The following is a 24,038-nucleotide window of genomic DNA, read 5'->3' on the forward strand; positions in this document are numbered from 1 at the left end:
GGATTTATGTGAGTAAATTATTCAAATATTAAAATGTGTAAAGAAAACCAAGACCAAAATTATGTGCTGTTTGAATTTTTGTACTTTGATTATCGTAATATAAAATAATTAAATCAGCAGTTGCACTGAAATATTTATTGATTTTAGCCGCCATTTTTGCGTCCAAACGATTATCAATATGTTCTATACGATTGGCATTCATAAACATTTGATAACGTAATTTCAAATTTACATTTTTTGCCACATCTTTATCAAAATTGGCTACAATTTGCATAATACCCACATCGTTCTGTACTGATTTTCCAACAGGAACACCATAAGCAGGTAACAATGCACCCGTTGTTGCATCTTTTTCTCTAACGGCATCATCAGACACAACCGTTTGTCTTAAAGCTCCGGGAGCAAATACTACATTAAAAAACGGTTTTGGTTTCCACTCTAAACCGACATATTCCGTTATGAAAGCTGGTGAAAAAATGGCAGAATTCAACATATTTGAACCATCTTTATTTCCGCCATATTTATAACCATTGGCAAATTGTGTTTGAAAGTTGGCACCGCCTACTAAAGCCCAAGTTGGAGACAATTTACGTCCTACTTTAGTATCAAAGAAGATACGGTCAATACTTTTTCTTACGCCTGTACCACCTTGTCCATAGGTATTGATTAATCCAAATTGTAACTGTAAATCATTTACCCATGTTGTTTTGTCTTTTGCGTATTCTCCTTTTGTATTAAAAAAGGCATTAATACCGAAAGAGTTTTGTCCACCTGCTGCAAAATCATTATTAACTCCACCTTCATTGATATTAAAACCAAATTGAGTTTTCTTTTTCCAATAAGAAGTATCTTTTTTTGCTTCTTGAGCGAATAAATTTGATGTAATTAATAAAGCAACGACAACAAATAAGGAAACGTGTTTTTTCATAAATAGCTATTTTTTATTGTAAGGAACGATAAAACAGACGGACACGCCTGTCCCTCACGGTGTTTTTTAATAATGATTTTGTCCGTCAGATGACGATATTTTGATGTGAATTCAGTTTTTCAAAAGCACTATTTAGGCTCTAATAACTTACAAATGAAGATAAGAAAGTGTAAAAGTATTATTTTTTTTATACTCGTAACGATTTTCAAACAATAAAGTAACTTTTGTTAACTATCCGTTGACAAAAGTTAACAATTGATAAGGCTATTAACTAAAAAGTTCAACCTTCTTATTTTGTAATACACTCAAAGGAAAAACTGTTTGGGTTTCACCTGTACTTAAAGTGATTGAAGTTGTATCCATTGATAAAATCTCCCCTTTTACTCCATCAATAGCAACGATTTGACCTTCTTTAAATTTATTTTTTGTATAAAAACTTGAAAGAATATTAGACAAAACATCACGAGAAGCCATGCCATAACCTACGGCAAAAGCAAAGATAATTCCTCCAATGATTAAATTAAAACTTGATTCCAACAAACTGGTTTCAATTCCTGCTTGTTTCAGAGCGGCAATCGTGGCAATTACCAAAAAGAAGAAGAAAACGATATTACCCAGCAACTTCCCTGATTCGATTTTCAAAGATTTCGAAACATTTATTACTGCATTTTTCAGAGCATCAGCAATCATAATTCCTGCAAAAAGCATAATAGCGGCTGCAATCAATTTAGGAATTAAATTAACCAAAGATGCCACCATATCAGTAAGCACTTTCATGCCCAGCGTTTCAGTAGCGGCTGTAATAAATACTAAAAGAATAAAATAATAAAGTGTTTTTGAGATAACGACACTCAACTTCAATTCTCCAAAACGCTTAATTACATCAATTTCATTAAGTTTATCACCTAATTTATCAAAACCTGATTTTTCAAGTGCTTTTTGCAATAATTTGGTAATAAGTTGAGCTACAATTTTTCCGACAATTAGTAAAATAATAGCACCGATAAGTTTAGGTACAAAACCTGTAAGTTGTTCTAAGAGTTTTCGGAAGGTATCAATCAGAATATCTTGAATATTTGGCATGACTTAATATAAATTAGTTAAGGAAATATTTATGTGGTTTAATAATGAGGTATTACCCTCTTTTAACTTTCTTGTTGACTGTTTTCACCACCAGAAAATGAAGCAGAAAGCGTATTGATAAAATTTCCTACAAACAAATCAATCAATGTTGAAGTGTTGCGGATTGTATCAATTTCTGAAACCAATGCTTTCTTTAAACTTTCTGGCACTTGTCCCTCTGGTTCAATTAGCTTAAACGGATTTTCGTTATCTGTCATTTGTATGGTGTGGTTATTATACAGGAATATTAATCATTTCTAAAAAACAAACTCACTAATTTGGCAATGACAACTCCCCAGAATAAAACACCTTCGAGATAAACTTTACGTAGTTTTTCTTTCGCACGCAACAATCGCATTTTCACGGCACTTTCAGAAATATCGAGTGATTCAGAGATTTCCTTGATACTTAAATCATCTTGGTATTTCATCATCAAAATAGATTTCTCTTCTGGCAAAATTTGCTGCATAGCCTTATTTAGTTGTTGTGCTTCTAATTCGGCCATTTGTGCGTCGTCGTCGTCGTCGGGAGCGTCAAAATTATCATCCAATCCTACCTCCGAATATTTTTTGGAGATACGAGTTTGGTCAATACAATAATTATAAGTAATTGAATACAGCCATGTTGAAAATTTGGCAGTCTCTTTGTAAGATGAAAGATTGAGGACTAATTTCAGAAAAATATCGTGGGTAAAATCCTCAGCTTTAGCATCGTCTTTTACAAACGATAAACACTTACGATATACCTTATCGGAATATCTATCATAAAGTTGCTCAAAGTAAAGATTCTTCTGAGTATCTATGAAAAGTGCTACTAATTGTTCGTCTGTGAGTTTTTTTACATTCATCGTTTTAAATAATAGCTATTAATAAAAGACAAAATAACGAATTTTTTTGTTTACCATTCGCCTTTTACCTAATATAATGCTCAAATAACCTTATTTTCAAGTTCTTAAATACTATTTTGTCTAAAAAATACGTTAAATTAATGCAGTTATGAAAGTTAGATTACTAATCATATTGATATTTTTAGGAATAATAGAGGCGTGTCAAAGTTCTAAAAAAGTAGCCTCAACATCTGTACTTGTAAATGTACCAAGTCAGGTTTTTTATTTAGAAAAAACGCCTTGCTACGGAACTTGTCCAGCCTTTAAGGTTATAATTTTTGATAACGATAGTCTTGTTTATGAAGGGTTCAAATATGTAGCCAAAGAAGGTATTTCATCAAAAAAAATTCCTCAAGGTACAGTCAATTCGTTGATAGAGAAATTTAGAACTGCTCATTTTTTCAGTTTCAAAAACCAATATACAGCCCAAATTTCAGACTTCCCTACCACTTATATTTCATTTACAGACCAAGGGAAAACCAAGAAGATTATGGACTATTATCAAGCACCTCAAAGCCTAAAAAAGTTAGAAGAATACATTAGTGATTTAGTAAAAACGGAAGTTGAAACAATAGAAAAATAAAACAGTTTTAGAATTATTCCTTGAAATTCCATAAATTTATACACAAAAAAGGAAACAATTTCTTAACCTTAAATCTGATGTAACATCGTAGATTATCTTGTAAATTTGTAGGCTATGAGTGGAATGATTCCAAAATATACTAAACGCAGTAGGGCAAAAGATTCTCTCGTGGGGAATCTTTTTTCTTTTTTAAATAATTTTATGAATACTAAGCAAACGCCAGAGGAGAAACGTCGTCTTGAAAAAGTTATAAACAAGTCGTATGACGTAATTGAAAAATCAGATTATATCAGTCGTGATTTAAGTTGGTTAAAATTTGACGAACGTGTCCTTGACCAAGCAAGAGATACACGCAGAAATATTTTTGATAGGTTGAAGTTTTTGGCAATTACGGCTTCAAATCTTGATGAGTTTTTTTCAATTAGAGTTGGGTCATTATACAATTATATTGATTTTGGGAAAGAACGTACCGATTACTCTGGCTTACGTGAAATACCTTTCAAAAAAACCTTAATGGCTGCAACACAGGCATTTATTGAAGAAGCACAAAGACTTTACCAAGAAGAAATTGTTCCAGATTTTTCAGAAAATGGATTTAGAATTGTAAATATTTCCGATTTGAATAGTGAAGAAACAGAACAAATTCTTGAATATTTCAATCGAACAATTTACCCAATGCTTACGCCTATGGTTTTTGACCATACGCATACGTTTCCGAGTTTATTAGCCAAAACTTTAATTTTTGGTGTAGTTACAAAAAGCGAAAATGAGCGTAGTGACAATGACAAAAACGAAAGCAGAAAAATTAGTTTTGTACAAATTCCACAAAACTTAAAACGCTTTTTTATTTTTGAAAGAGAAGACGAAACCCTTTTTGTTCCTATTGAAGATATTATCCGTCACGAAATCTGGAAACTTTATAAAAATGTAGAAATAGAAGCCGTTTCATTGTTCAGACTGACCCGAAATGGAGACTTTGATGTGGTAGAACATGAAGATTCAGAAACCGATTTTATTGATGAAATCAGAAAAAAAATCAAAGACCGTCGTTTGGGCAGAGTAACCCGTGTAGAAATGGAAGCGGGATGTTCTGAATGGATGTTGGAGGTAATGTTAAAACGTTGGAAGTTAGAAAAAAATGGCATCTTTTTCTCTAAAAACCTTTTAGATTTCACCGCTTTTTGGCAAATTATCAAGCATCCAGAATTTAAAGGTAAACAGGCAGTTCAGCGTTCGGCAGTTCCAGCTTTGGGTTTAAGCACCCAAACGCCAGAAGATATTTTTGAAACGATGAGAGCAGGTGATATTTTGCTACATCACCCTTTCAATAATTTTGAGCCTGTTTTGCAACTGTTGGAACAAGCCGCTGAAGACCCACAGGTTTTGGCAATTAAAATAACGTTATACCGAATTTCAAAAAATTCTCGAATTGCAGACGCACTTCTTCATGCAGCCGAAAACGGAAAACACGTTTCAGTATTATTTGAAGTAAAAGCTCGTTTCGATGAAGAGAATAACATCCGTGAAGCACAGAGACTTTCTAAAGCGGGTTGTTTTGTAATTTATGGAATTCCGGGTTTAAAAACTCATACAAAATTATTACAAGTAATTAGAAATGAAGGAGATAGAGTAAGAAGCTACGCTCATTTATCGTCTGGAAATTATAATGAAGATACCGCAAAACTTTATACTGACATCGGACTTTTAACGACTGATGAAGTCTTGACAAGAGATATTTCGGAGTTTTTCAATGTAATTACAGGACATTCGCAACCTCATTCTTACGAACGTTTAATCACTGCTCCGAGAGATATGCGTAACCGTTTGGTAGAAATGATACGCCACGAAGCAGACAATGCTCGTGCAGGTTTGACAAGTGGTATTTGCATCAAAATCAATTCATTACAAGATAAAATCACGATTGATGAATTGTACAAAGCATCACAGGCTGGCGTACCAATTAAATTGATTGTAAGAGGAATTTGTTGTTTACGTCCTCAAAGAAAAGGACTTTCTGATAATATTACGGTACGTTCATTAGTAGGTGATTTCTTGGAACACACACGTATTTATTATTTCCACAACAATAATGCCCCTAAAGTTTATGGAGGTTCGGCAGATGTTATGGTGCGTAGTTTTGACCGAAGAATTGAGTCTCTTTTTGAAATTCATTCTCAGCAAGTAAAACAACAGGCTATTCATATTCTATACTGGAATTTCAAAGACAATGTAAACGCCTATGAAATGCAAGAAGATGGTTCATTTAAGCGTTGTGCCTCGCCTGCTGAATGTGGAGAAGCATCGTTTGATGTTCATAAAAAATTCTTCCAAGTAACTCTTAAAGATATTCAAGAAGCCAAACTTTTTGAAGAAACAAAAGTAGAAGAGGAAGAAGTTATTGAGACGGTATAGCGTTTCAATATCATATCATTGAAATTAGGTATAGTGTTCTTGATTATGTTGTCATTAAAGATGTGTTAATTTTAGGAAGACTTCGTAATTTAGAAAACCAAATACAAATTATCATGAATTCTATTTCAAAATACATCGACATCAAAGAAGACTTTCTCTATAAAAAAGGAGAGGAAGAAGGCGTTGAAAAAGGTGAAGAAAAAGCAACCGAAAAAATTATTTTGAACTTCCTGATGAACTCAAAATTATCCATTGAGCAAATTGCTGAATTTTCGGGTGTTTCTCTGACTTTTGTAATCGCTATAAAACAAAAATATAATCTCTAAGAATAAATCCATTCGGTATATTTACAGGCATAAGGCGAAATTAGCTTTATGCCTTTTTAATTTCAAATTATGCGAATCTCCATTTTTTCAATCATAGCTCTTTTTATGATTAATTCTGTAAATGCTCAAACATTCGACTTCGAGGGACATCGGGGTTGCCGGGGTTTAATGCCCGAAAACACAATTCCTGCCTTTAAAAAAGCTCTTGACTTAGGCGTAACTACGTTGGAATTGGACGTTTGTATTTCTAAAGACCATCAAGTGGTTGTCTCGCATGAACCGTACATGAATAGCCTTTTTTGTTCAAAGCCAGACGGTTCGCCCGTAACAAAAGCAGAAGAAAAAAGTTTGAATCTTTATACGATGACTTATGATGAAATCAAAAAGTATGATTCAGGACTTAGAGGAAATGTTTTGTATCCAGAACAACAAAAATTGGCGACTTACAAACCTCTTCTAAAAGATATGATTGCGGCTTGTGAAACCTACATAAAAGAACATAAACTGAAACCTGTAAAATACAATATTGAGATAAAATCGGAAGAACAAGAATATGGTATTTCTCAGCCAAAAACGGTTGAAGAATTTTCCGATTTAGTTTACAAAGAAATCATAAAACAGCTTCCTCCTGAAAGAGTCATTTTACAAAGTTTCGACTTTAATATACTGAAACATTGGAACTTACAATTCAAAAGCAAGAAATATAAAAAGGTAACTTTATCGGCATTAGTGGAACGTGAAGGCGTTGAGCCAAGTTTTGAAAAATTAGGTTTTTTGCCTGATATTTTTAGTCCATATTACAAACAATTGACCGTTGGCAAAGTAAAAATGTGTCATGATAAAGGGGTAAAAGTTGTGCCGTGGACAGTAAACGACGTTGATGCCATGAAAGAAATGAAAGAAATCGGAGTAGATGGCTTAATTTCTGATTATCCTGATAGATTTGTAAAATAGGTTTTAGGATTTAGGGATTTGTAGAGGTCTCTAAGCTAAAACCTAAGCCCTAAAACCTAAGTCCCTTCAAAAATGCTAACATTCCCAAACGCTAAAATAAATATTGGTCTGCACATTACAGAAAAACGTGCAGACGGCTTTCATAATCTCGAATCTTGCTTCTATCCTGTCGGTTGGTCAGATGCTTTGGAGATTTTTCCTGCCGAAAAATTATCCTTTAAAAGTTCTGGTATTGAAATTCCCGGGAATCCAGAAACGAATCTTTGTTTAAAGGCGTATCACCTTGTAAAACAAGACTTTGACATCGCTCCCGTGATGATTCACTTGCACAAAGCCGTACCCATTGGAGCAGGAATGGGCGGTGGTTCGGCAGATTGTGCCTTTACCATTAAAACTCTAAACGAGCTTTTTGCGTTACATCTTACAACGGAGGTGATGGAAAATTATGCTCGTCAGTTGGGTAGCGACTGTGCTTTTTTCATTCAAAATCGTCCGCAATATTGTTTTGGGAAAGGAGATGAATTTGCAGAAATCTCTTTGGATTTATCAGGGAAATTTATCGTTTTGGTAAATCCAAATATTCATATTTCTACGGCAGAAGCCTATTCGGGTGTGAAACCAACGAAAACAGGAATTGATTTGAGGGAGGTTTTACAGAAACCTATCAACGAATGGACTGGAATTGTAAAAAACGATTTTGAAAATCATCTTTTACCAAAATATCCCGCTATCCAAGCCATCAAAGACCAATTATACCAAAATGGAGCAGCTTATGCAAGCATGACAGGCTCAGGCTCAACGGTATTTGGGATTTTTGACCAAGCAATAGATTTGAAAGAACATTTTGCTGAATATTCTCTTTGGCAAGGAAAAATGTAGCACGAATTGCCGAATTCGTGATTTTAGACTTCACGAATCAGGAGATTCGTATTACAAATTATGAAACACACAGACCCTTTTAAATTTATGCTCCAAATGGCAATCTTCGGTAGTGGATTAATGTTTTTGGGCTTAATGGCTTCATATCTCAAATTAGAAAGACCGAACGCAGGTTTTGACAAAATAGAAATTCCGCAGATTTTCTGGGCAAGCACATTACTTATCATGATTAGTAGCTTGACATTACACCTTGCTAACATGAATTTCAAACAAGACAAATACCTGAATTACAGAATATTAATGGGCATTACGCTTTCGCTGGGTCTAATTTTTATTGGAATGCAATTGTGGGGTTGGCAAGAATTATTTACTCAAAATAACAGTCCAGAAGCAAGAACAGCAAGAGGGTTTATTTATATGCTATCGGGTTTGCATATTGTGCATATTGTGGTTGGCTTGTTTTTCTTAATCAAAATTTTTGTAGAAGCCATCAAAAGAATTTCATATTTAGAATCATTCATTTATTCTGTCAATCCACCCAATCAGTTAAAAATAAATCTTATTATTTTTTATTGGCATTTCGTAGATATACTTTGGATATTGTTGTTCGCTTTTCTGCTTTGGCGAAATTAAACGCAGTTGCTTGTCCATAGTGGAATTTTGGATTGACGACTATTACAAGGCTTCATCAAATCAGTAAACACCATCACCAAAGGCGAATTAACACAAGTAATACAATAAGTATAAAAGCTCTGCAAAACCAGTAAACAAAGACAATTCTTCAATAAGCATAGAATCCAACTTTTAATTATTTCCAAAAAATAATCATTAAAAATATAATTTTAAAACCTATAAAATGCAATTTTTCAATTTTTTGATAATTTTTACATCAAAATGAAACCTTAAAAATAGTTTTATAAAAATAAATCTATATCTTTAAAATAGAATTAAATCATCTTTAATACATTTTGGGTATGGAAAAAGAACTCTTTATAGGGAAAATCATTTTTAGTAAAATGCCTTCCGACATTTTTTTTCAACTTTTATTAACCGTAAGTTTTTGCATTTGTACTTGGTCACTATTAGCTAAATTTAATTTAGGCGTTCCAAACCTAAATCAGATAAATCAAGGAATTGCAGATGCAATCAGTACGTTTTTTGAAGAGAGTAATCGAGAAACAGATACGCTTGAAAATGGTTTTTTTGTAGTCAACCATTTATTTGCCAATATGCGTTTTATTCTTTGGCTTTTGACCAGTATAGTAACTTTAAGATTATTGAATAGCTCTTACTTTTTGGTAAGATATAACAAAACAACATTGGCTGTCAATGAATTAGTAGAATATCAACAGGTTCAGAAATAGTAACCCTAATCCATACAAAAGGAGGAGCGTAATGCTTCTCCTTTTGTAGTTTCAGTCACTCTTGTCTCTTGTCCAAAATGGAATGGCTACTATTCAAGCCAAGACATCAAATCAATAAACATCCATCACCAAAGGCGAATTAGCACAAGCACTACAATAAGTATAATAAGCGGAGTCTGTAACGATGCCCGCTACTTCGGGATTCATGCGGATATAACGAGATTTTTGTTTCATGATTTCTGGATTATATATTTCAATAGGGTAACTTGTTTTTTGCCAAAACATATACTGTGCATTTTGGGCAAAGCGTTTTGAAAAAAATTGAAACATATACATCAGCCATTCCTGACGACTTTCTTGTGGATTTTCTTGGATAAGCCTTAATATTTCTTTCGCTGTAAAACTTTTAAATTCTTTTAATAAATCACTTAATAACCCTTCTTTTCGTCGGCAAATCATGTGGATATGACTTGGCATGACAACGTATTCAAATATTTCTAAACCTTTATTTTCTTGGCAAAATTTCAAATTCTTAATCAGGTCATCTACGTAAACTTTCCGTGTGAATATATCAATCCAACCAACAACAGTTAAAGTAATAAAATAGGTAGATTGTGGAACATTGGCTTTTCTAAGTTCTGACATTTTTTGTAGATTTTATGTTTGTTTTGTTTAGGCTGGAAGCCTTTTAATAGTCGTCACTCGCCAGAGGCGAGCGACTGATTCAGACTGCGGGGTCATTTTTTGAATACCTTCTTACTTAACATTTTTCCATTATCCCATTTTTCTTGCTCAGTCAATACTCCATTATCATCGTAGTATAACCAATCACCTATTTTTTTGTTATTTTTATAATTGCCCATTGCATAAATCTTTCCATTCTCACCATAGTTTTCAAAACGTCCATTGTATTTTCCCTCTTGAATATCTACTTTTTGAACTAATTTACCAAATTCACCAAATATTCTAAACTCACCATTTTCTATTCCATTCAAAAAACTTACAGATGACCTGAAATGTCCTAATGTATCGTAATCTATCCATAAGCCTTGCTTTAATCCATTAATAGTTACTCCCTGCGGAAGCTCTCTATTAGCTGTTATTTTTTTATAATGTACTACCACATTATTTTTAGTTTTTGGTAATTCACAAGATAATTGCAAAAAAATGACTGTAACAGTCAATATATTTTTTTTGTTAAAATCCATATATTTTTTCTATCTCAGTCGCTCGCCTCTGGCGAGTGACGACTATTACAAGGCTTCCAGCCTAAACAAAAATCAATAAACAAACCTACACCAAAACCTCCTTAGCCACCAACAAAATTTCTTCAACAAATTCTCTTGAATTGCTTAGTCTTGGCACTTTGTGTTGTCCGCCTAATTTTCCACGATTTCGCATCCATGTGTAGAAAGTTTCTTTGGGTACGACGTTGATTTTGGGGGCTTTCAATACCATGTCTTTGTAGCGTTTGGCATCGTAGTCTGAATTGATTTCTCTAAGGGTTTCATCTAATATTTTATCGAATACTTCCTGACTATCAGGCTCTTGCGAGAATTCAATTATCCACTCGTGGCAACCCTGTTGGCGGTCGTTCATATAAACAGGGCCTGCGGTGTAGTCGGTCAAAATTGCCCCTGTGGCTTCGCAAGCACGGGTGATAGCTTTTTCGGCATTCTCAATAATTAGTTCTTCTCCGAAAGCATTTATGAAGTGTTTGGTTCGTCCCGAAATCTTGATTCGGTACGGATATTTTGAAGTAAATTTGACAGTATCTCCAATTTTATAACGCCACAAACCCGCATTGGTAGAAATCACGATGGCGTAGTTTTTATGCAATTCTACTTCGTCGAGCGTTAAGGTTTTCGGATTTTCATTTTCAATTTCTTCCATCGGAATAAATTCGTAGAAAATGCCATAATCTAACATCAGAAGCATCTCATCGGGGCGAGAAAAATCATCTTGCACCCCAAAAAAACCTTCCGAAGCGTTATATATTTCGAGATAACTTACTGATTTTGAAGGAAAAATTTGATTCGCAAACATTTCACGGTAAGGCTGAAACGCCACGGCTCCATGAATAAAAAACTCGAAATTTGGCCAAACTTCAAGGATATTTTGCTTACCTGTTATTTCTAAAACTTTCTCAATCAACACTAACGTCCAAGTCGGAACACCCAAAATACTGGTTACGTTTTCTTGAGAGGTAACTTCCGCCATTTTTTGGATTTTCTCTTCCCAAACGTCCATCAAAGCCACATCCAACGAGGGCGTGCGGATTAATTGAGCCCAAATTGGGAGATTTTTCATCACCACTGCCGACACATCGCCCAACAAACTTCTGGAATTCAACTCATTAGAATACAAACTTCCACCAATAGAAAGTCCTTTACCCGAGAACACTTCGGTATCGGGTTTGTTGGCAACCAAAAGCGTCATCATGTCTTTTCCACCCATAAAATGACAATCGTCAAGGGCTTCTTTGGAAACAGGAATAAACTTGCTTCGTGCGTTGGTTGTTCCAGAAGATTTTGAGAAAAATTGTACGTCGGAATGCCAGAGAATTTCCTGCTCGCCCCGCATCATACGCTCTATATAAGGGAAAAGATTTTCGTAGGTAGAAATCGGGACACGTTCTTGAAAATCTTTAATAGAACTAATGGACTCGTAATGATATTTTTTTCCCCATTCCGTCAACATTGCCGACTGAATCAAATGCCAAAACATTTGCTCCTGCGTCTCCATTGGTCGTTCCATAAACGACTGGATACGGGGCAAGCGTCTTTTCATGAGCCAAGCAATAGTTTCGTTGAGGAGAGCCATTTTTCGTTTAGGAATTAGGGGGTAGGTGTTGGGGATTAGGGTTAGCAAAAGAATTATTCATAATCTAATGACTAAAAACTAACAGGAACGCCTGCCGCAACAAAAACCAAAAACCTATCTTTACAAACATACAAGAATTTATTGAATGAATCAAGAGGGTTTGTTAGTTGAAACATAGTAAAAAACTACTATTCATCATTTCTACGAAAACGCTCAAAGCCTTTGCCTCAAATTTCTTATCTTTGCAATCCTACGAAGTATTGAGTATGAGGTATTAAGTCCTAAGATTTTCTTCCTCAACGATGAGTTTACCATCACTTAATACTTCGTACCTAATACTTAATACTTTTAAAATGATTTCAAAAACATACGCTCCACAAGACATTGAAGCCAAATGGTATCAGTACTGGCTTGAAAATAAACACTTTGCGTCAAAACCAAACCCTGACAAGGAACCTTATTCAATAGTCATTCCTCCGCCAAACGTTACGGGCGTGCTTCACATGGGACACATGTTGAACAATACCATCCAAGACGTACTTATTCGTAAGGCTCGTATGGAAGGCAAAGAGGCTTGTTGGGTTCCTGGAACTGACCATGCGTCTATCGCAACGGAGGCAAAAGTGGTGGCAATGTTGAAGGAAAGAGGTATTGAGAAAAAAGATATTTCTCGTGAAGAATTCTTGAAATACGCTCACGAATGGAAAGATAAATACGGCGGAATTATTCTTGACCAATTGAAAAAATTAGGTGCTTCTTGTGATTGGGACAGAACTCGTTTCACGATGGAACCATCTTTGTATGAGGCAGTTATCGACACTTTTGTTCGTCTTTACAACAAAGGACAAATTTATCGTGGCGTGAGAATGGTGAACTGGGACCCACTCGGAAAAACGGCTCTTTCTGATGAAGAAGTTATCGAGAAGGAAGTGATGGCAAAACTGTATTATCTGCAATATCCAATTGTGGGTAGCGAAGGTGAGTTTTTAACCATTGCCACCACTCGTCCAGAAACGATTATGGCGGATTCAGCTATTTGTGTGAATCCAAATGATGAACGTTATACAGCCTATCATGGTAAATCAGTTTTTATTCCATTATTAAATCGTGAAATACCTGTAATTACAGACGAATATGTAACGATGGATTTTGGTACGGGTTGCCTAAAAGTAACACCTGCTCACGATTTGAATGACTACGAATTGGGTATCAAACACAAATTACCTGTAATTGATATTTTAGATGATAACGGTTTCTTGAATGAGAAAGCCGTTCTTTATGTAGGTCAAGACCGTTTTGCGGCTCGTAGAAATATCGTTAAAGATTTGGAAGAAGCTGGCTTCTTAGTGAAAATGGAGGAATACAAATCTATCGTAAAAACTTCTGAACGTACAGGTGCGGTTATTGAGCCAAAATTGTCGTTACAGTGGTTTTTGAAGATGGAAGACATTTCTAAGCCTGCTTTGGAAAATGTCATGAACGATAACATCAAATTGTATCCTTCAAAATTCAAGAATACTTACCGTTCTTGGATGGAAAATGTACACGATTGGTGTATTTCTCGCCAGTTGTGGTGGGGACAACAAATTCCTGCGTTTTACCTACAAGACGGAACGGTTATCGTGGCAAAAACGAAACGTGAGGCTTTGCGTAAAGCTCAGCACGAAATGCAGTTATTTGCCTTGACCGAAGAAGATTTAACCCAAGACCCAGACGTTTTGGATACTTGGTTTTCTTCGTGGTTATGGCCAATTTCAGTTTTTGACGGCATCGAAAATCCTGATAATGAAGACATTAAATATTATTATCCGACCAACGATTTAGTAACAGGTCCAGATATTTTATTCTTCTGGGTGGCTCGTATGATTATCGCAGGTTATGAATGGCGTGATGAATTACCATTCAGAAATGTATATTTGACGGGTATCGTTCGTGATAAACAAGGACGTAAAATGTCCAAATCATTGGGGAACTCACCAGACCCATTAGACTTAATTGAAAAGTTTGGAGCAGACGGAGTTCGTTCTGGCTTATTGTTCTCTGCACCAGCAGGTAACGACCTACTTTTTGATGAAAAAATGTGCGAACAAGGTCGTAATTTCTGTAATAAAATCTGGAATGCGTACCGTTTGGTAGAAGGTTGGACAGTTACGGAACAAGCGACAATTGAAAGTAATCAATTAGCTGTTGATTGGTTTAATGCACGAATTAATCAAACCGTTGCGGAGATTCAAGACCATTTCTCAAAATTCAGAATTTCGGATGCTCTTTTATCTTTATACAATTTAGTTTGGGACGATTTCTGTTCAAAATATCTTGAAATCATTAAACCTGCTTTTGAACAACCAATCGACAAAGCTACGTTTGACGCAACGATTGAGATTTTTGAAAAATTGATGAGCTTGCTTCATCCGTATATGCCATTTATTACCGAAGAAATTTGGCAAGCATTGGCACAACGCAACGAAGGTGAAAGTATTTGTAGAGCAACATTCCCAACAGGTGGAGAGGTTAATTCAGAAATTTTAGCAAGTTTTGACGTAATGTTTGAATTAGTTTCAAAAATTCGTGAGACACGCAATGCCAAACAATTATCGCCAAAAGTAGCGTTACCATTAGCGATTAAAACCGATAATCAAGCTCGTTACGAAAATGTAAAAGCTATTATTGAAAAATTGGCGAATACAGAAACAATTAGTTACGTTTCCGACAAAGTAGATGGAGCGTTATCATTCGTAGTAAAATCTGACGAATTTTTTATTACGCTCGAAGGCGAAATCGACGTTGAGGCAGAATTAGAAACCGCTCAAAAAGATTTGGAATACAATTTAGGGTTTAAAAAATCAGTAGAAGCTAAATTAGCAAACGAGCGTTTTGTAGCCAATGCTAAGCCTGAATTAGTAGAAAAAGAACGCCAAAAATTAGCCGATGCCGAATCGAAAATCAAGGCTTTGGAAGAAATGATTGCGAGATTGAAGAAGTAACACAGACTTCAGTCTGTAAGTAAAAAAGTAACACAGACTTCAGTCTGTAAGTAAAAAAGTAACACAGACTTCAGTCTGTAAGTAAAAGTAACACAGACTTCAGTCTGTAAGTAAAATTAACACAAACTTTAGTCTGTAAGTACCAACACACTTACAGACTAAAGTCTGTGTTACTCACAAAATCCACTCTCCCTTAGAAACCCACTGCACCTTCCCTCCTATTCTGATACTAAATTCTGTTTCTGAGATTTTTTGTCCGTCATGATATAAAATGGAAGGTCTTGGAATTTCGTAGCCTTGTTCTACTGAAATTTTCACAGAATCTGTTCTCAAGAAATTGGTTTTCAATACATATCCCAATAAACAACCATTGGCACTTCCAGTGGCTGAATCTTCAATTAGCTTTTCATCTTCTATCAAAAACATTCGTCCATTTAATTGGTTTTCAGCAGAATATGTTTCTTTCGTGAATACGAAGAAGTTCATAGATTTACCCGATGGATGATTGGTTTTATACAATTCTTGTTTTAACAAAAAGTCTATCATTTTCTCAGCATTGGGTTTCATCTTCTGGATTGCCGAAAGACTTTTTACAGGAATAATCAAAAACGCCAAACCTGTCGAAACTTCTAAAATCGGGAATTCAGTAAACATATCTTCTGCTTGAAGTCCTAAAATATCTGCTAATTCATCAGCAGAATACTCTTTCCCAAAAATTGGATTAATCTGTTGCATCCAAAGTTTATCTTCTACAAAATCAACGGGAATTTTACCTACGCCCAAATTCAAAACGGTTTGACTTACAGGTAGTTTTATTATCTGCTCACGAATCACAAAGGCAGTTCCCAAAGTCGGATGCCCCGCAAAAGGAATTTCTTGTTCCGTCGTAAAAATACGAACATCAAAACTTTCCGAAGTTGAAGTTTGAGTATTGATAAAAGTGGTTTCGGCAAAATTGATTTCTTTGGCAATGGCTAACATTGTTTCCGAAGCAAGCGAATTATCGTGTTCAAAAACGGCTAATTGATTGCCTTGATATTTATTTTCAGCAAAAACATCGACGATGTAAAAAGGGAGGGTTTTCATGATGAAGTAAAATAAATATGGCATGAGTTTCCCCATGCCATACGGTAAATTAATTATTTTTAAGCGAATAATTCCGACACAACTGTCTCAAAATCAGTCAATACAGGGCTTGCAGAACAAATATCATTTTCGATACATATTTTCACGTCTCTTCGAGAAGTATAAACATAAATCATTTTAAGTTCTGGGAAAATATGCCAAATTACTTTAACGCCCGCTTTGAAATATTCCGTTACTTTCTCTTCAACTCGATTGATATTATCCGTTTCAGACAGGATTTCAATAACAAATTCTGGAATTACATCTACGCCTTTTTTAGTTTCTGTAATTTGTTCTTTGGTCAAATAAGCGATGTCTGGTCGCCGCATTTGAATTCCACTTAATTGAACATCATACTCAGAGACTAAAGAACCTAATTCTAAATATTGCTTTGCAATAAAACTACGATTGATGTAGTCATAAATGTAAACTTTCTTCTTATTCATTCCTGTAAAACATATTAATTCACCATCATTCCACTCGTATTTATAGCCATCTTCTGGCTCCCAAAGCAAAAATTCTGCAAAGGTTGAGGGATAATTTTGTATTTGATTTTCTGTAACCATTGTATTACTATTTTAAATCAAATATATAGAGAAAACATTATTCAGAATATGGTTTTACAAAATTCAATCATTGTCAACTACAAACCAGATTTAGGTTTCTTAATTTCAGCCCAATTATACAACCCTTCATAAACTCCTCTATTGATATAGCACTCTAAAAATTCAACAAAAGATTTAGTCAAAATAATAATACGCTCTCCTGTGTTTTGATAAATTATATAATCATTTTTATTATTAGGATTAATATCAATTGTCCACAAATCACAATAAATCATATATTCACCAATATGAAATGAAGTTTTATTTTTAAGATATTCGTCATCTCCATTATCTATAATTTCGTTTAATGGTATAATTCTAAACATATCTTCATTAGAATAAAATCCATTACAGAATTTATAAAACTGTTTTATGTCATCGGGCAAATGTATTTTACTCTGTTCGAATAATTCAACTTCTTCATCTGATGCCTTATTATATAGGATTATATTAAGCTCAGATTGATTCTGAAACATAAATTCTATTATTTCTTCAATCGTTGAAAATTTATGTTGACTTATAATTTCCTTCTCTCCGTGATAATAGCTTTCATCTTTTTTTCTTCGGAAAATATCGAATATACCCATGATTTAAAATTATTTAGTAAGAATCTGTCTCGTGAAGCAATGTCAAATCTATTTGTAGGCTTCACGGGACAGATTCCCGTGCTACATAAATCAAAATCTCTTCAAAGCCATTTCTGCTACTGTCTTTCCAATTGATAATGAAGAAGTTGCTGCTGGTGATGGTGCATTTAGAATGTTGATAACTTTTTCGTCTTCGATGATTGAGAAATCGTCCAAAAGTCCTCCTGTACGGTCGCAAGCTTGGGCTCTTACGCCCGCACCGCCTTCGATAAGGTCAGATTCTTGAATATCTGGAATCAATTCTTGCAAGGCTTTTGTGAATGCTGCTTTTGAGAAACTGCGGTACATTTCGCCCAAACCTGTTTCCCAATATTTTGCTGCTACTTTCTGGAATCCGCCCCAAGTTAGGGTTTCCCATAATTCTTTGGCGTTGATGTCCATTTTCTTGTAACCTTCTCTTCTAAATGCTAAAACGGCATTTGGACCTGCCTCAATTCCGCCACGCATCATACGAGTAAAATGCACGCCCAAGAATGGAAAATTCGGGTCTGGCACAGGATAAATAAGGTTTTTCACTAAATAATGTTTCTCAGGACGAATCTTAAAATATTCTCCACGGAAAGGCACAATTCTTACGTCAATTGGATTGTCTTGCGACATTTGGGCAACTTTATCTGAATATAAACCTGCACAATTTATCACCAATTTGGTTTCGTAAGTATTGTGTTCTGTTTTCACAATCGACAAAGAATGACCTTTGGTAACGCCTGTTACTTTTTCGCCAAACTTCAATTCTGTTCCTTCTGAACGCAACTTATCAGCAATTTTCTGACAAACTACTTTATAATCTACAATACCCGTTTGAGGTACCCACATTCCTTCTACACACGCCACATAAGGTTCATATTCTTTTACTTCGGCAGGGGAAATTTTACGGATTCCTTCCAAGCCATTTTGTTGTCCACGCACATAAAGATTATCTAATTGTTGGCGTTGTTCTTCTTTTGTTGCCACGACCACTTTACCCGTAATTTCGTAAGGAATATTTTCTTGCTCACAAAATTCTATTAACTGATGATACCCTTGAATACAGTTGGTTGCCTTCAAAGAACCCGGTTTATAATATAGTCCAGAGTGAATTACGCCAGAGTTATTTCCAGTTTGATGAACGGCTACTTCACGTTCTTTTTCAAGCACTAAAATCTTCATATCAGGACGTTGCTCCTTGATTCTTAGGGCAGTAGCAAGCCCAACGATTCCTCCACCAATTACGACAATATCGTGTTGCATATTTCTTATTTTCGGTTATTTTTAATGCAAATATACGAAAAAGCCCTGCAAGATTTTTGAAATCTTACAGGGCTTTCTATGATTTTACGATTGTTATAATCATTTAGGAATGGTTGAAATTGCCACTACTACTTCCGTAGATGTTGTAGGCAAACCATACTGAGCTAAAAACAATGCCCAAAGGCTATCATCACCAAAATCAGCCTTTTTAGTGGTTTGTGTATAATCGAATTTCTCTTTGCTAATCACCGCAATATCAAAAACTTGTCTTTTGCCATTGGCATTGGTCAATGCAACCTGAGTTTCATCGGCAAGAAATTGCCATCTTCCAGTAGTTGTGCCACCATTTCCAGAACTCGAATATGTACCATCTGCTTTATAAGTCGTTAGAACTGTACTAAATTCAGACGATAAGCCTATGGAATTAGGACGAGAAAACTGTACTACGGTTTTAGTGCCACCTCTAATGACTACTTCATTGTATTGCCAAGTCTGTGACGTTAATAATTCTGTTTTTGTTGGAGGTATAACTTCAGGAGTATTACTATTTGGCGTAATGCGTTCATCACAACTTTGTAAGAAAAAAGCGGTTGAAATGAGTAATATTAACAGTATATTTTTCATGGTATCTTTCATTAAGATATTTATTTTATAAAGAAAATTTTCAGTAATTTGTTTCTAAAACGTACAAATGGGTACAACTTTGTCAAAATTTAAAACGAAATACACATCACAAAATGTATATTTTTCGTTTGAATTTTAAATGCTAAATTATCAAAAATCAGTCCTAAATTATGAAAAATATCGTCTTGCTCTTCATTTTTTTATTTCTTTTAAATAGTGAAGACATTATCGCTCAAGTAAAAACCGCTGAACCTATCAAAAAATATCAACTTCAAATCAAAGCTTATGATTATGATACCCGAGACGATTTGGAAGGCACTTACATCAAATTATATAATCTGACTAAAAAGAAATTAGCAGACTCTGCCGTTGTCATGAATGGTTATGCCACTTTTATGCTTGAAAAAGGTAATGATTATGACCTCTTAGGACAACGTACACGCTACATGAGTAAAAGAGGAAATTTCAATGCCGCTTGCTATTTGCAAGATCCTAAAAAGGTTTTTTGTGTATCAGGAATTAGTATCGAAAATGTTTCTAAACAGCCAAATGGCGTTGATTTAGTGGAAGGGGCAATTACGTTAAAGAAAATCAAAATTGATGATTCTTTCAAAATTGAAAATATCCGTTACGACCTCAATAAATGGGACATTCGTCCAGATGCGGCTAAAGAATTGGATAATTTAGTTCAGATTTTAAGAGATAACCCCAACATTGTGGTTGAGTTGGGTTCACATACAGACTCACGAGCGAGCGATGATTATAATCTTACGCTTTCTCAAAAACGTGCCGAAGCAGCGGTAAAATATATTATTGAAAAAGGGAGAATTCCATCAAATAGAATTTCTGCAAAAGGTTACGGCGAAACAAAATTATTAAACAAATGTGATGATGGCGTGGCTTGTACTGAACTCGAACACGCTATGAACCGCAGAACAGAAATCAGAATTACAGGGTATTTAGTAGATGGCGTACCTGTGGATTTGAAGGGAGGTTCGGCGGTATCGGGCGATAGAAATTAAAGAGTGACATTTAGCTTTCAGATTCGTTTGAAAGCTTTTTTTATTTAAAATCTCTTTATTTTACAAACAATGGACAAGCATTTTATTAAAGCTATTATAGACCAATATGCTCCGATTTCAGATGAAATTTTTACGGCATTGGCACAACATATTCAAATTTCGACTTTCCCTAAAGGTCATCAATTAGTAAAAGAAGGACAACATTCGGATAAGCTATTTTTAATTTTAAAAGGTTCAGCAAAAGCCTATTACTTGAAAGATGGTAAAGTAATTACAGATTGGTTTGCTTTTGAAAATGACTTTATTTGTGCAATCAATAGCTATTTTCTTTTTATTCCAAGTCCTCATTTTATCGAATTATTGGAAGATTCTACCTTATTGACGCTTCGTAGAGATGATATGCTTAAACTTTGCGACCAATACCATGAAGTTGAACGTTTGACAAGAATAACTATCACAAAAACAATGCTTCAACTCCAACAGAGGGTTGTATCTCTACAATTTGAAACGGCTCAACAACGCTATCAAAGTCTGCTCAGTATTTATCCCAATATTGAGAATAGAGTTCCTCTTGGAGATATAGCTTCTTTTCTCGGAATAACCCAAGAAACATTAAGTAGAATAAGAGCCTCTAAAAAACGAATTTGATTTACATCAAAAGAAAATGATATTTCAGCTCCCAACTTTGTTGAAATAAATATTTTAATATGGTTTTTAAAAACTTACATCGTTTTTCTGGCATTATAGTATCTGTGTTTGTGGTCGCACATTTGTTCAATCATACAATGGCATGGTTTGGTATTGCCACTCATCAACAAATTTTAGAATTCCTTAGAATCGTTTATCAACAGCCTGTTGTAGAAATAATTTTGATTGGATGCTTTTTATTTCAAGCATATAGTGGCGTAATTTTAATTGTTCAATTAAGAAATAAAGAAGAAAAATCAAGTTATGAAAAGCTACAAATATATTCGGGAGTAGTGCTGGGTTTATTTATTATTCAACATATTTCAGCTACAATTGGGCAACGAATTTATTATCAATTTGATACAAATTTTTATTTTGCCTCAAGAGTTGTCTTACAATATCCCATTAATCTATTTTTCGTTCCTTATTACTTTTTAGGAATTTTGTCTTTTGCCCTTCATATTGCTAATGTACATCGTTTAAAAATCATGAAAGCGGTAGGGCAAAAACAAGCTCAAACTCATTTTACCATAATTTTATCACTTTTTATCTTGGTAGCAATTCTCATTTTATTTGTTTTTATGGGAGGAAAATATGCCATTGTGATTCCAAATCAGTATCAGGTTTATTAAAGAATCTATCTAAAAATAAAAGGTGCTTTCAAAAAAATTGAAAACACCTTTTATTTTTAACGTTGAAACGATAAATCGTCAATCCGTTTACTCTCTTTCCATATTTCGTTTCACGTCTTTTTCCTTAATAGAATCTCGTTTATCGTAGAGTTTTTTACCTTTTGCCAATGCAATTTCTACTTTGGCAAAACCCCTTTCCGAAATATACATTCTGGTAGGAACCATCGTCAAACCTTGGTCTTTCAACTTATTTTGCAACTTACGAAGTTCACGTTTTGTCAAAAGCAATTTTCTATCACGCAAAGGTTCATGATTATAATATGTCCCTTCATTGTACTTAGAAATATTCATTTGACGAATATATAATTCTTCCCCCAAAAACAAACAATAAGCATCCGTCAGGTTTACTTTTCCTTGACGAATCGACTTAATTTCTGTTCCCATCAGCATAATTCCTGCTGAATAGTTTTCTAAGAAGAAATATTCGAAAGATGCCCTCCGATTCTTAATTTCTACGTGTTTTTCTATTTTCTCCTTTGCCATTTTTTAGGGATTAGGAGTTAGGAATTAGGAATTAGGGCTGGAACTTCTATTTTCCACTAACCCCTAATACCTAACCCCCAACGCCTACTTAGAGCTATAATTCGGTGCTTCTTTCGAGATTGAAATATCGTGCGGGTGACTTTCTTTCACACCTGCCGAAGTAATTTTCACAAATTGAGCTTGTTTTAAAGCATCAATTGAACCTGCTCCGCAATATCCCATACCTGCCTTTAAGCCACCAACCATTTGGTAAATAATTTCTGAAACTGAACCTTTGAACGGTACACGTCCAACGATTCCTTCTGGTACTAATTTTTTAATATCGTCTTCTGCATCTTGGAAATAACGGTCTTTTGAACCATCTTCCATTGCCTCCACAGACCCCATTCCACGATATGATTTAAACTTACGTCCTTCATACAATACAACTTCACCCGGAGCTTCGTCAGTTCCTGCTAACATTGAACCTACCATGATTGAGCTTGCACCTCCAGCAATTGCCTTTACAATATCGCCAGAGAAACGAATACCACCATCGGCAACGATTGGTACATTCAAATCTGCAACGGCTTTTGCAGCTTCATAAACGGCTGATAATTGAGGCATTCCTACACCCGCAATGATACGAGTTGTACAAATACTTCCCGGTCCAACACCCACTTTCACGGCATCTGCACCAGCCTCTGCCAAAGCTCTTGCACCTGCACCCGTTGCTACGTTTCCACACATAACATCTAAGTTAGGGAATTTTGCTTTTACAGATTTCAAAGCATCAATTACACCTTTTGAATGTCCGTGAGCAGTATCAATACTTACTAAGTCAACCCCTACATTAACTAATGCTTCTACTCTGTCAAGTAAATCAGGCGTTACACCTACAGCTGCACCAACTCTTAAACGTCCTAAACCATCTTTACAAGCGTTCGGGTGGCTTTTACGTTTGATAATATCTTTATAAGTTACCAATCCGATAAGTTTATATTCTTCATCAACGATTGGTAATTTCTCAATTTTAAATTCTTGTAATATTACTTCTGCTTCGTCTAAAGATGTCCCTTTTTTTGCTGTAATAAGGTTTTCTTTAGTCATAATATCTGTAACTTGGCGAGACATATCTTTTTGGAAACGCAAGTCACGATTTGTTAAAATACCGATTAACTTACCATCTGCATCAATCACTGGAATACCTCCAATTTTTGACTCACGCATAATTTTATGAGCATCTCCAAGCGTCTGTCCTTCTGTTAGAGTAATTGGGTCAATAATCATTCCTGATTCTGAACGTTTTACTTTTCTAACTTGAGCTGCTTGCTGAGCAATTGTCATATTTTTGTGGATAATCCCGATACCACCATTTTGAGCCATAGCAATAGCTAAATCAGCTTCTGTAACGGTATCCATTGCAGCAGAAAGAATTGGAATATTAAGGGTAATGTTCTTGGTCAGTCGTGTTTGAGTAGTAACTTCACGAGGAAGGACTTCAGAATAAGCAGGAAGGAGAAGCACGTCGTCATAAGTAAGGGCTTCAAAAAGGAACTTCGATGAGTCTAACATGGCAAATAGCGTTGATAGTGTTATTTGCAAGTCAAAGTTACAATGGATTTTGTACTTTTAAAAGAAATCTGTATTAAATTTATAAATATACTTGTAAAATTCTGATAA

General features: G+C 34.9%; 25 protein-coding genes. 11 read left to right on the forward strand and 14 right to left on the reverse strand.

The features are described from left to right. Positions 1 to 28 precede the first annotated feature (28 nt). From LV89_RS06635 to LV89_RS06650, 4 genes are all read right to left on the reverse strand, one after another. Positions 29 to 928 carry a DUF3078 domain-containing protein gene (locus LV89_RS06635; protein ID WP_109742086.1) on the reverse strand — a complete coding sequence of 300 codons (900 nt, stop codon included), beginning with the start codon at positions 926 to 928 and terminating at the stop codon, positions 29 to 31. Positions 929 to 1,195: 267 nt separating this feature from the next. Beyond that, positions 1,196 to 2,011, reverse strand: a complete 816-nt coding sequence (locus LV89_RS06640; protein WP_109742087.1) for a mechanosensitive ion channel family protein — start codon at positions 2,009 to 2,011, stop codon at positions 1,196 to 1,198. Between the two features lie 62 nt (positions 2,012 to 2,073). Beyond that, on the reverse strand, positions 2,074 to 2,268 hold the full coding sequence (locus LV89_RS06645; RefSeq protein ID WP_109742088.1) for a hypothetical protein: 195 nt from the start codon (positions 2,266 to 2,268) through the stop codon (positions 2,074 to 2,076). A 29-nt stretch (positions 2,269 to 2,297) separates the two neighbouring features. Continuing rightward, positions 2,298 to 2,897, reverse strand: coding sequence for an RNA polymerase sigma factor (locus tag LV89_RS06650; RefSeq protein WP_109742089.1), 600 nt, complete (start codon positions 2,895 to 2,897; stop codon positions 2,298 to 2,300). 148 nt (positions 2,898 to 3,045) lie between these two features. Between LV89_RS06650 and LV89_RS06655 the strand changes: the two genes are divergently transcribed. The 7 genes from LV89_RS06655 to LV89_RS06685 all read left to right on the forward strand — a co-directional run bounded on the left by LV89_RS06655 (position 3,046) and on the right by LV89_RS06685 (position 9,454). Beyond that, positions 3,046 to 3,519: a DUF6438 domain-containing protein gene (locus tag LV89_RS06655; RefSeq protein ID WP_109742090.1), complete on the forward strand. Its 474-nt coding sequence runs from the start codon at positions 3,046 to 3,048 to the stop codon at positions 3,517 to 3,519. A 201-nt stretch (positions 3,520 to 3,720) separates the two neighbouring features. Beyond that, a complete protein-coding gene (gene ppk1 / locus LV89_RS06660) occupies positions 3,721 to 5,931 on the forward strand; it encodes a polyphosphate kinase 1 (RefSeq protein ID WP_109742173.1) in 2,211 nt (736 codons plus the stop codon). A gap of 113 nt (positions 5,932 to 6,044) precedes the next feature. Beyond that, entirely contained in the window at positions 6,045 to 6,257 is a 213-nt protein-coding gene (locus LV89_RS06665; RefSeq protein WP_146199096.1) for a hypothetical protein, read from the forward strand. 69 nt (positions 6,258 to 6,326) lie between these two features. Continuing rightward, the gene (locus LV89_RS06670; protein WP_109742092.1) at positions 6,327 to 7,211 is read left to right on the forward strand and encodes a glycerophosphodiester phosphodiesterase family protein; all 885 of its coding nucleotides are present in this window, start codon (positions 6,327 to 6,329) and stop codon (positions 7,209 to 7,211) included. Between the two features lie 72 nt (positions 7,212 to 7,283). Further along, positions 7,284 to 8,090, forward strand: coding sequence for a 4-(cytidine 5'-diphospho)-2-C-methyl-D-erythritol kinase (ispE, locus tag LV89_RS06675; protein WP_109742093.1), 807 nt, complete (start codon positions 7,284 to 7,286; stop codon positions 8,088 to 8,090). 60 nt (positions 8,091 to 8,150) lie between these two features. After that, positions 8,151 to 8,723 (forward strand): cytochrome c oxidase subunit 3, encoded by a 573-nt coding sequence (locus LV89_RS06680; RefSeq protein WP_109742094.1) that lies wholly within the window; start codon positions 8,151 to 8,153, stop codon positions 8,721 to 8,723. 341 nt (positions 8,724 to 9,064) lie between these two features. Then, positions 9,065 to 9,454, forward strand: coding sequence for a hypothetical protein (locus tag LV89_RS06685; protein WP_109742095.1), 390 nt, complete (start codon positions 9,065 to 9,067; stop codon positions 9,452 to 9,454). Positions 9,455 to 9,565: 111 nt separating this feature from the next. Here LV89_RS06685 and LV89_RS06690 read toward each other — a convergent pair whose 3' ends face one another. From LV89_RS06690 to LV89_RS06700, 3 genes are all read right to left on the reverse strand, one after another. After that, positions 9,566 to 10,099 carry an REP-associated tyrosine transposase gene (locus LV89_RS06690; protein WP_109742096.1) on the reverse strand — a complete coding sequence of 178 codons (534 nt, stop codon included), beginning with the start codon at positions 10,097 to 10,099 and terminating at the stop codon, positions 9,566 to 9,568. Positions 10,100 to 10,191: 92 nt separating this feature from the next. Continuing rightward, positions 10,192 to 10,662: a toxin-antitoxin system YwqK family antitoxin gene (locus LV89_RS06695; RefSeq protein ID WP_109742174.1), complete on the reverse strand. Its 471-nt coding sequence runs from the start codon at positions 10,660 to 10,662 to the stop codon at positions 10,192 to 10,194. A gap of 85 nt (positions 10,663 to 10,747) precedes the next feature. Then, complete coding sequence (locus LV89_RS06700) at positions 10,748 to 12,277, reverse strand: GH3 auxin-responsive promoter family protein (RefSeq protein WP_109742097.1); 1,530 nt, start codon at positions 12,275 to 12,277, stop codon at positions 10,748 to 10,750. 353 nt (positions 12,278 to 12,630) lie between these two features. On the opposite strand from LV89_RS06700, the gene LV89_RS06705 reads away from it, so the two are divergent. Next, positions 12,631 to 15,261 (forward strand): valine--tRNA ligase, encoded by a 2,631-nt coding sequence (locus tag LV89_RS06705; RefSeq protein ID WP_109742098.1) that lies wholly within the window; start codon positions 12,631 to 12,633, stop codon positions 15,259 to 15,261. Between the two features lie 174 nt (positions 15,262 to 15,435). Here LV89_RS06705 and LV89_RS06710 read toward each other — a convergent pair whose 3' ends face one another. From LV89_RS06710 to LV89_RS06730, 5 genes are all read right to left on the reverse strand, one after another. Next, a complete protein-coding gene (locus LV89_RS06710; protein ID WP_109742175.1) occupies positions 15,436 to 16,347 on the reverse strand; it encodes a PhzF family protein in 912 nt (303 codons plus the stop codon). Positions 16,348 to 16,406: 59 nt separating this feature from the next. Then, a complete protein-coding gene (locus tag LV89_RS06715; RefSeq protein WP_109742099.1) occupies positions 16,407 to 16,952 on the reverse strand; it encodes a Uma2 family endonuclease in 546 nt (181 codons plus the stop codon). A gap of 77 nt (positions 16,953 to 17,029) precedes the next feature. Beyond that, on the reverse strand, positions 17,030 to 17,578 hold the full coding sequence (locus LV89_RS06720; RefSeq protein WP_109742100.1) for an SMI1/KNR4 family protein: 549 nt from the start codon (positions 17,576 to 17,578) through the stop codon (positions 17,030 to 17,032). A 90-nt stretch (positions 17,579 to 17,668) separates the two neighbouring features. Beyond that, positions 17,669 to 18,868, reverse strand: coding sequence for an L-2-hydroxyglutarate dehydrogenase (gene lhgD, locus LV89_RS06725; RefSeq protein WP_109742101.1), 1,200 nt, complete (start codon positions 18,866 to 18,868; stop codon positions 17,669 to 17,671). Positions 18,869 to 18,967: 99 nt separating this feature from the next. Beyond that, entirely contained in the window at positions 18,968 to 19,492 is a 525-nt protein-coding gene (locus LV89_RS06730; RefSeq protein WP_146199097.1) for a hypothetical protein, read from the reverse strand. A gap of 170 nt (positions 19,493 to 19,662) precedes the next feature. Here LV89_RS06730 and LV89_RS06735 point away from each other — a divergent pair, with 170 nt between their 5' ends. The 3 genes from LV89_RS06735 (at position 19,663) to LV89_RS06745 (ending at position 21,833) form a co-directional block, all read left to right on the forward strand. Continuing rightward, positions 19,663 to 20,514, forward strand: a complete 852-nt coding sequence (locus LV89_RS06735; RefSeq protein ID WP_109742103.1) for an OmpA family protein — start codon at positions 19,663 to 19,665, stop codon at positions 20,512 to 20,514. 69 nt (positions 20,515 to 20,583) lie between these two features. Beyond that, positions 20,584 to 21,162 (forward strand): Crp/Fnr family transcriptional regulator, encoded by a 579-nt coding sequence (locus tag LV89_RS06740; protein WP_109742104.1) that lies wholly within the window; start codon positions 20,584 to 20,586, stop codon positions 21,160 to 21,162. A 59-nt stretch (positions 21,163 to 21,221) separates the two neighbouring features. Continuing rightward, positions 21,222 to 21,833: a hypothetical protein gene (locus LV89_RS06745; RefSeq protein ID WP_146199098.1), complete on the forward strand. Its 612-nt coding sequence runs from the start codon at positions 21,222 to 21,224 to the stop codon at positions 21,831 to 21,833. A gap of 87 nt (positions 21,834 to 21,920) precedes the next feature. Here LV89_RS06745 and smpB read toward each other — a convergent pair whose 3' ends face one another. Both smpB and guaB read right to left on the reverse strand, forming a co-directional pair. Then, positions 21,921 to 22,376: an SsrA-binding protein SmpB gene (gene smpB / locus LV89_RS06750; protein ID WP_109742106.1), complete on the reverse strand. Its 456-nt coding sequence runs from the start codon at positions 22,374 to 22,376 to the stop codon at positions 21,921 to 21,923. An 84-nt stretch (positions 22,377 to 22,460) separates the two neighbouring features. Then, complete coding sequence (gene guaB, locus LV89_RS06755; protein ID WP_109742107.1) at positions 22,461 to 23,930, reverse strand: IMP dehydrogenase; 1,470 nt, start codon at positions 23,928 to 23,930, stop codon at positions 22,461 to 22,463. Between the last annotated feature and the right edge of the window lie 108 nt (positions 23,931 to 24,038).

It is taken from the genome of Arcicella aurantiaca, from assembly GCF_003148625.1.
Lineage (GTDB): Bacteria > Bacteroidota > Bacteroidia > Cytophagales > Spirosomataceae > Arcicella > Arcicella aurantiaca.

Bases quoted from the DNA above. Each gene is read 5' to 3' on its own strand.
- LV89_RS06680 (WP_109742094.1), top strand. From the start codon at position 8,151: ATGAAACACACAGACCCTTTTAAATTTATGCTCCAAATGGCAATCTTC.
- LV89_RS06700 (WP_109742097.1), bottom strand. From the start codon at position 12,277: ATGGCTCTCCTCAACGAAACTATTGCTTGGCTCATGAAAAGACGCTTG.
- LV89_RS06670 (WP_109742092.1), top strand. From the start codon at position 6,327: ATGCGAATCTCCATTTTTTCAATCATAGCTCTTTTTATGATTAATTCT.
- LV89_RS06655 (WP_109742090.1), top strand. From the start codon at position 3,046: ATGAAAGTTAGATTACTAATCATATTGATATTTTTAGGAATAATAGAG.
- LV89_RS06695 (WP_109742174.1), bottom strand. From the start codon at position 10,662: ATGGATTTTAACAAAAAAAATATATTGACTGTTACAGTCATTTTTTTG.
- LV89_RS06710 (WP_109742175.1), bottom strand. From the start codon at position 16,347: ATGAAAACCCTCCCTTTTTACATCGTCGATGTTTTTGCTGAAAATAAA.
- LV89_RS06665 (WP_146199096.1), top strand. From the start codon at position 6,045: ATGAATTCTATTTCAAAATACATCGACATCAAAGAAGACTTTCTCTAT.
- LV89_RS06730 (WP_146199097.1), bottom strand. From the start codon at position 19,492: ATGAAAAATATACTGTTAATATTACTCATTTCAACCGCTTTTTTCTTA.
- LV89_RS06705 (WP_109742098.1), top strand. From the start codon at position 12,631: ATGATTTCAAAAACATACGCTCCACAAGACATTGAAGCCAAATGGTAT.
- smpB (WP_109742106.1), bottom strand. From the start codon at position 22,376: ATGGCAAAGGAGAAAATAGAAAAACACGTAGAAATTAAGAATCGGAGG.
- LV89_RS06720 (WP_109742100.1), bottom strand. From the start codon at position 17,578: ATGGGTATATTCGATATTTTCCGAAGAAAAAAAGATGAAAGCTATTAT.
- LV89_RS06650 (WP_109742089.1), bottom strand. From the start codon at position 2,897: ATGAATGTAAAAAAACTCACAGACGAACAATTAGTAGCACTTTTCATA.
- LV89_RS06640 (WP_109742087.1), bottom strand. From the start codon at position 2,011: ATGCCAAATATTCAAGATATTCTGATTGATACCTTCCGAAAACTCTTA.
- LV89_RS06645 (WP_109742088.1), bottom strand. From the start codon at position 2,268: ATGACAGATAACGAAAATCCGTTTAAGCTAATTGAACCAGAGGGACAA.
- LV89_RS06715 (WP_109742099.1), bottom strand. From the start codon at position 16,952: ATGGTTACAGAAAATCAAATACAAAATTATCCCTCAACCTTTGCAGAA.
- ppk1 (WP_109742173.1), top strand. From the start codon at position 3,721: ATGAATACTAAGCAAACGCCAGAGGAGAAACGTCGTCTTGAAAAAGTT.
- lhgD (WP_109742101.1), bottom strand. From the start codon at position 18,868: ATGCAACACGATATTGTCGTAATTGGTGGAGGAATCGTTGGGCTTGCT.
- LV89_RS06745 (WP_146199098.1), top strand. From the start codon at position 21,222: ATGGTTTTTAAAAACTTACATCGTTTTTCTGGCATTATAGTATCTGTG.
- LV89_RS06740 (WP_109742104.1), top strand. From the start codon at position 20,584: ATGGACAAGCATTTTATTAAAGCTATTATAGACCAATATGCTCCGATT.
- LV89_RS06635 (WP_109742086.1), bottom strand. From the start codon at position 928: ATGAAAAAACACGTTTCCTTATTTGTTGTCGTTGCTTTATTAATTACA.
- LV89_RS06685 (WP_109742095.1), top strand. From the start codon at position 9,065: ATGGAAAAAGAACTCTTTATAGGGAAAATCATTTTTAGTAAAATGCCT.
- LV89_RS06690 (WP_109742096.1), bottom strand. From the start codon at position 10,099: ATGTCAGAACTTAGAAAAGCCAATGTTCCACAATCTACCTATTTTATT.
- ispE (WP_109742093.1), top strand. From the start codon at position 7,284: ATGCTAACATTCCCAAACGCTAAAATAAATATTGGTCTGCACATTACA.
- guaB (WP_109742107.1), bottom strand. From the start codon at position 23,930: ATGTTAGACTCATCGAAGTTCCTTTTTGAAGCCCTTACTTATGACGAC.
- LV89_RS06735 (WP_109742103.1), top strand. From the start codon at position 19,663: ATGAAAAATATCGTCTTGCTCTTCATTTTTTTATTTCTTTTAAATAGT.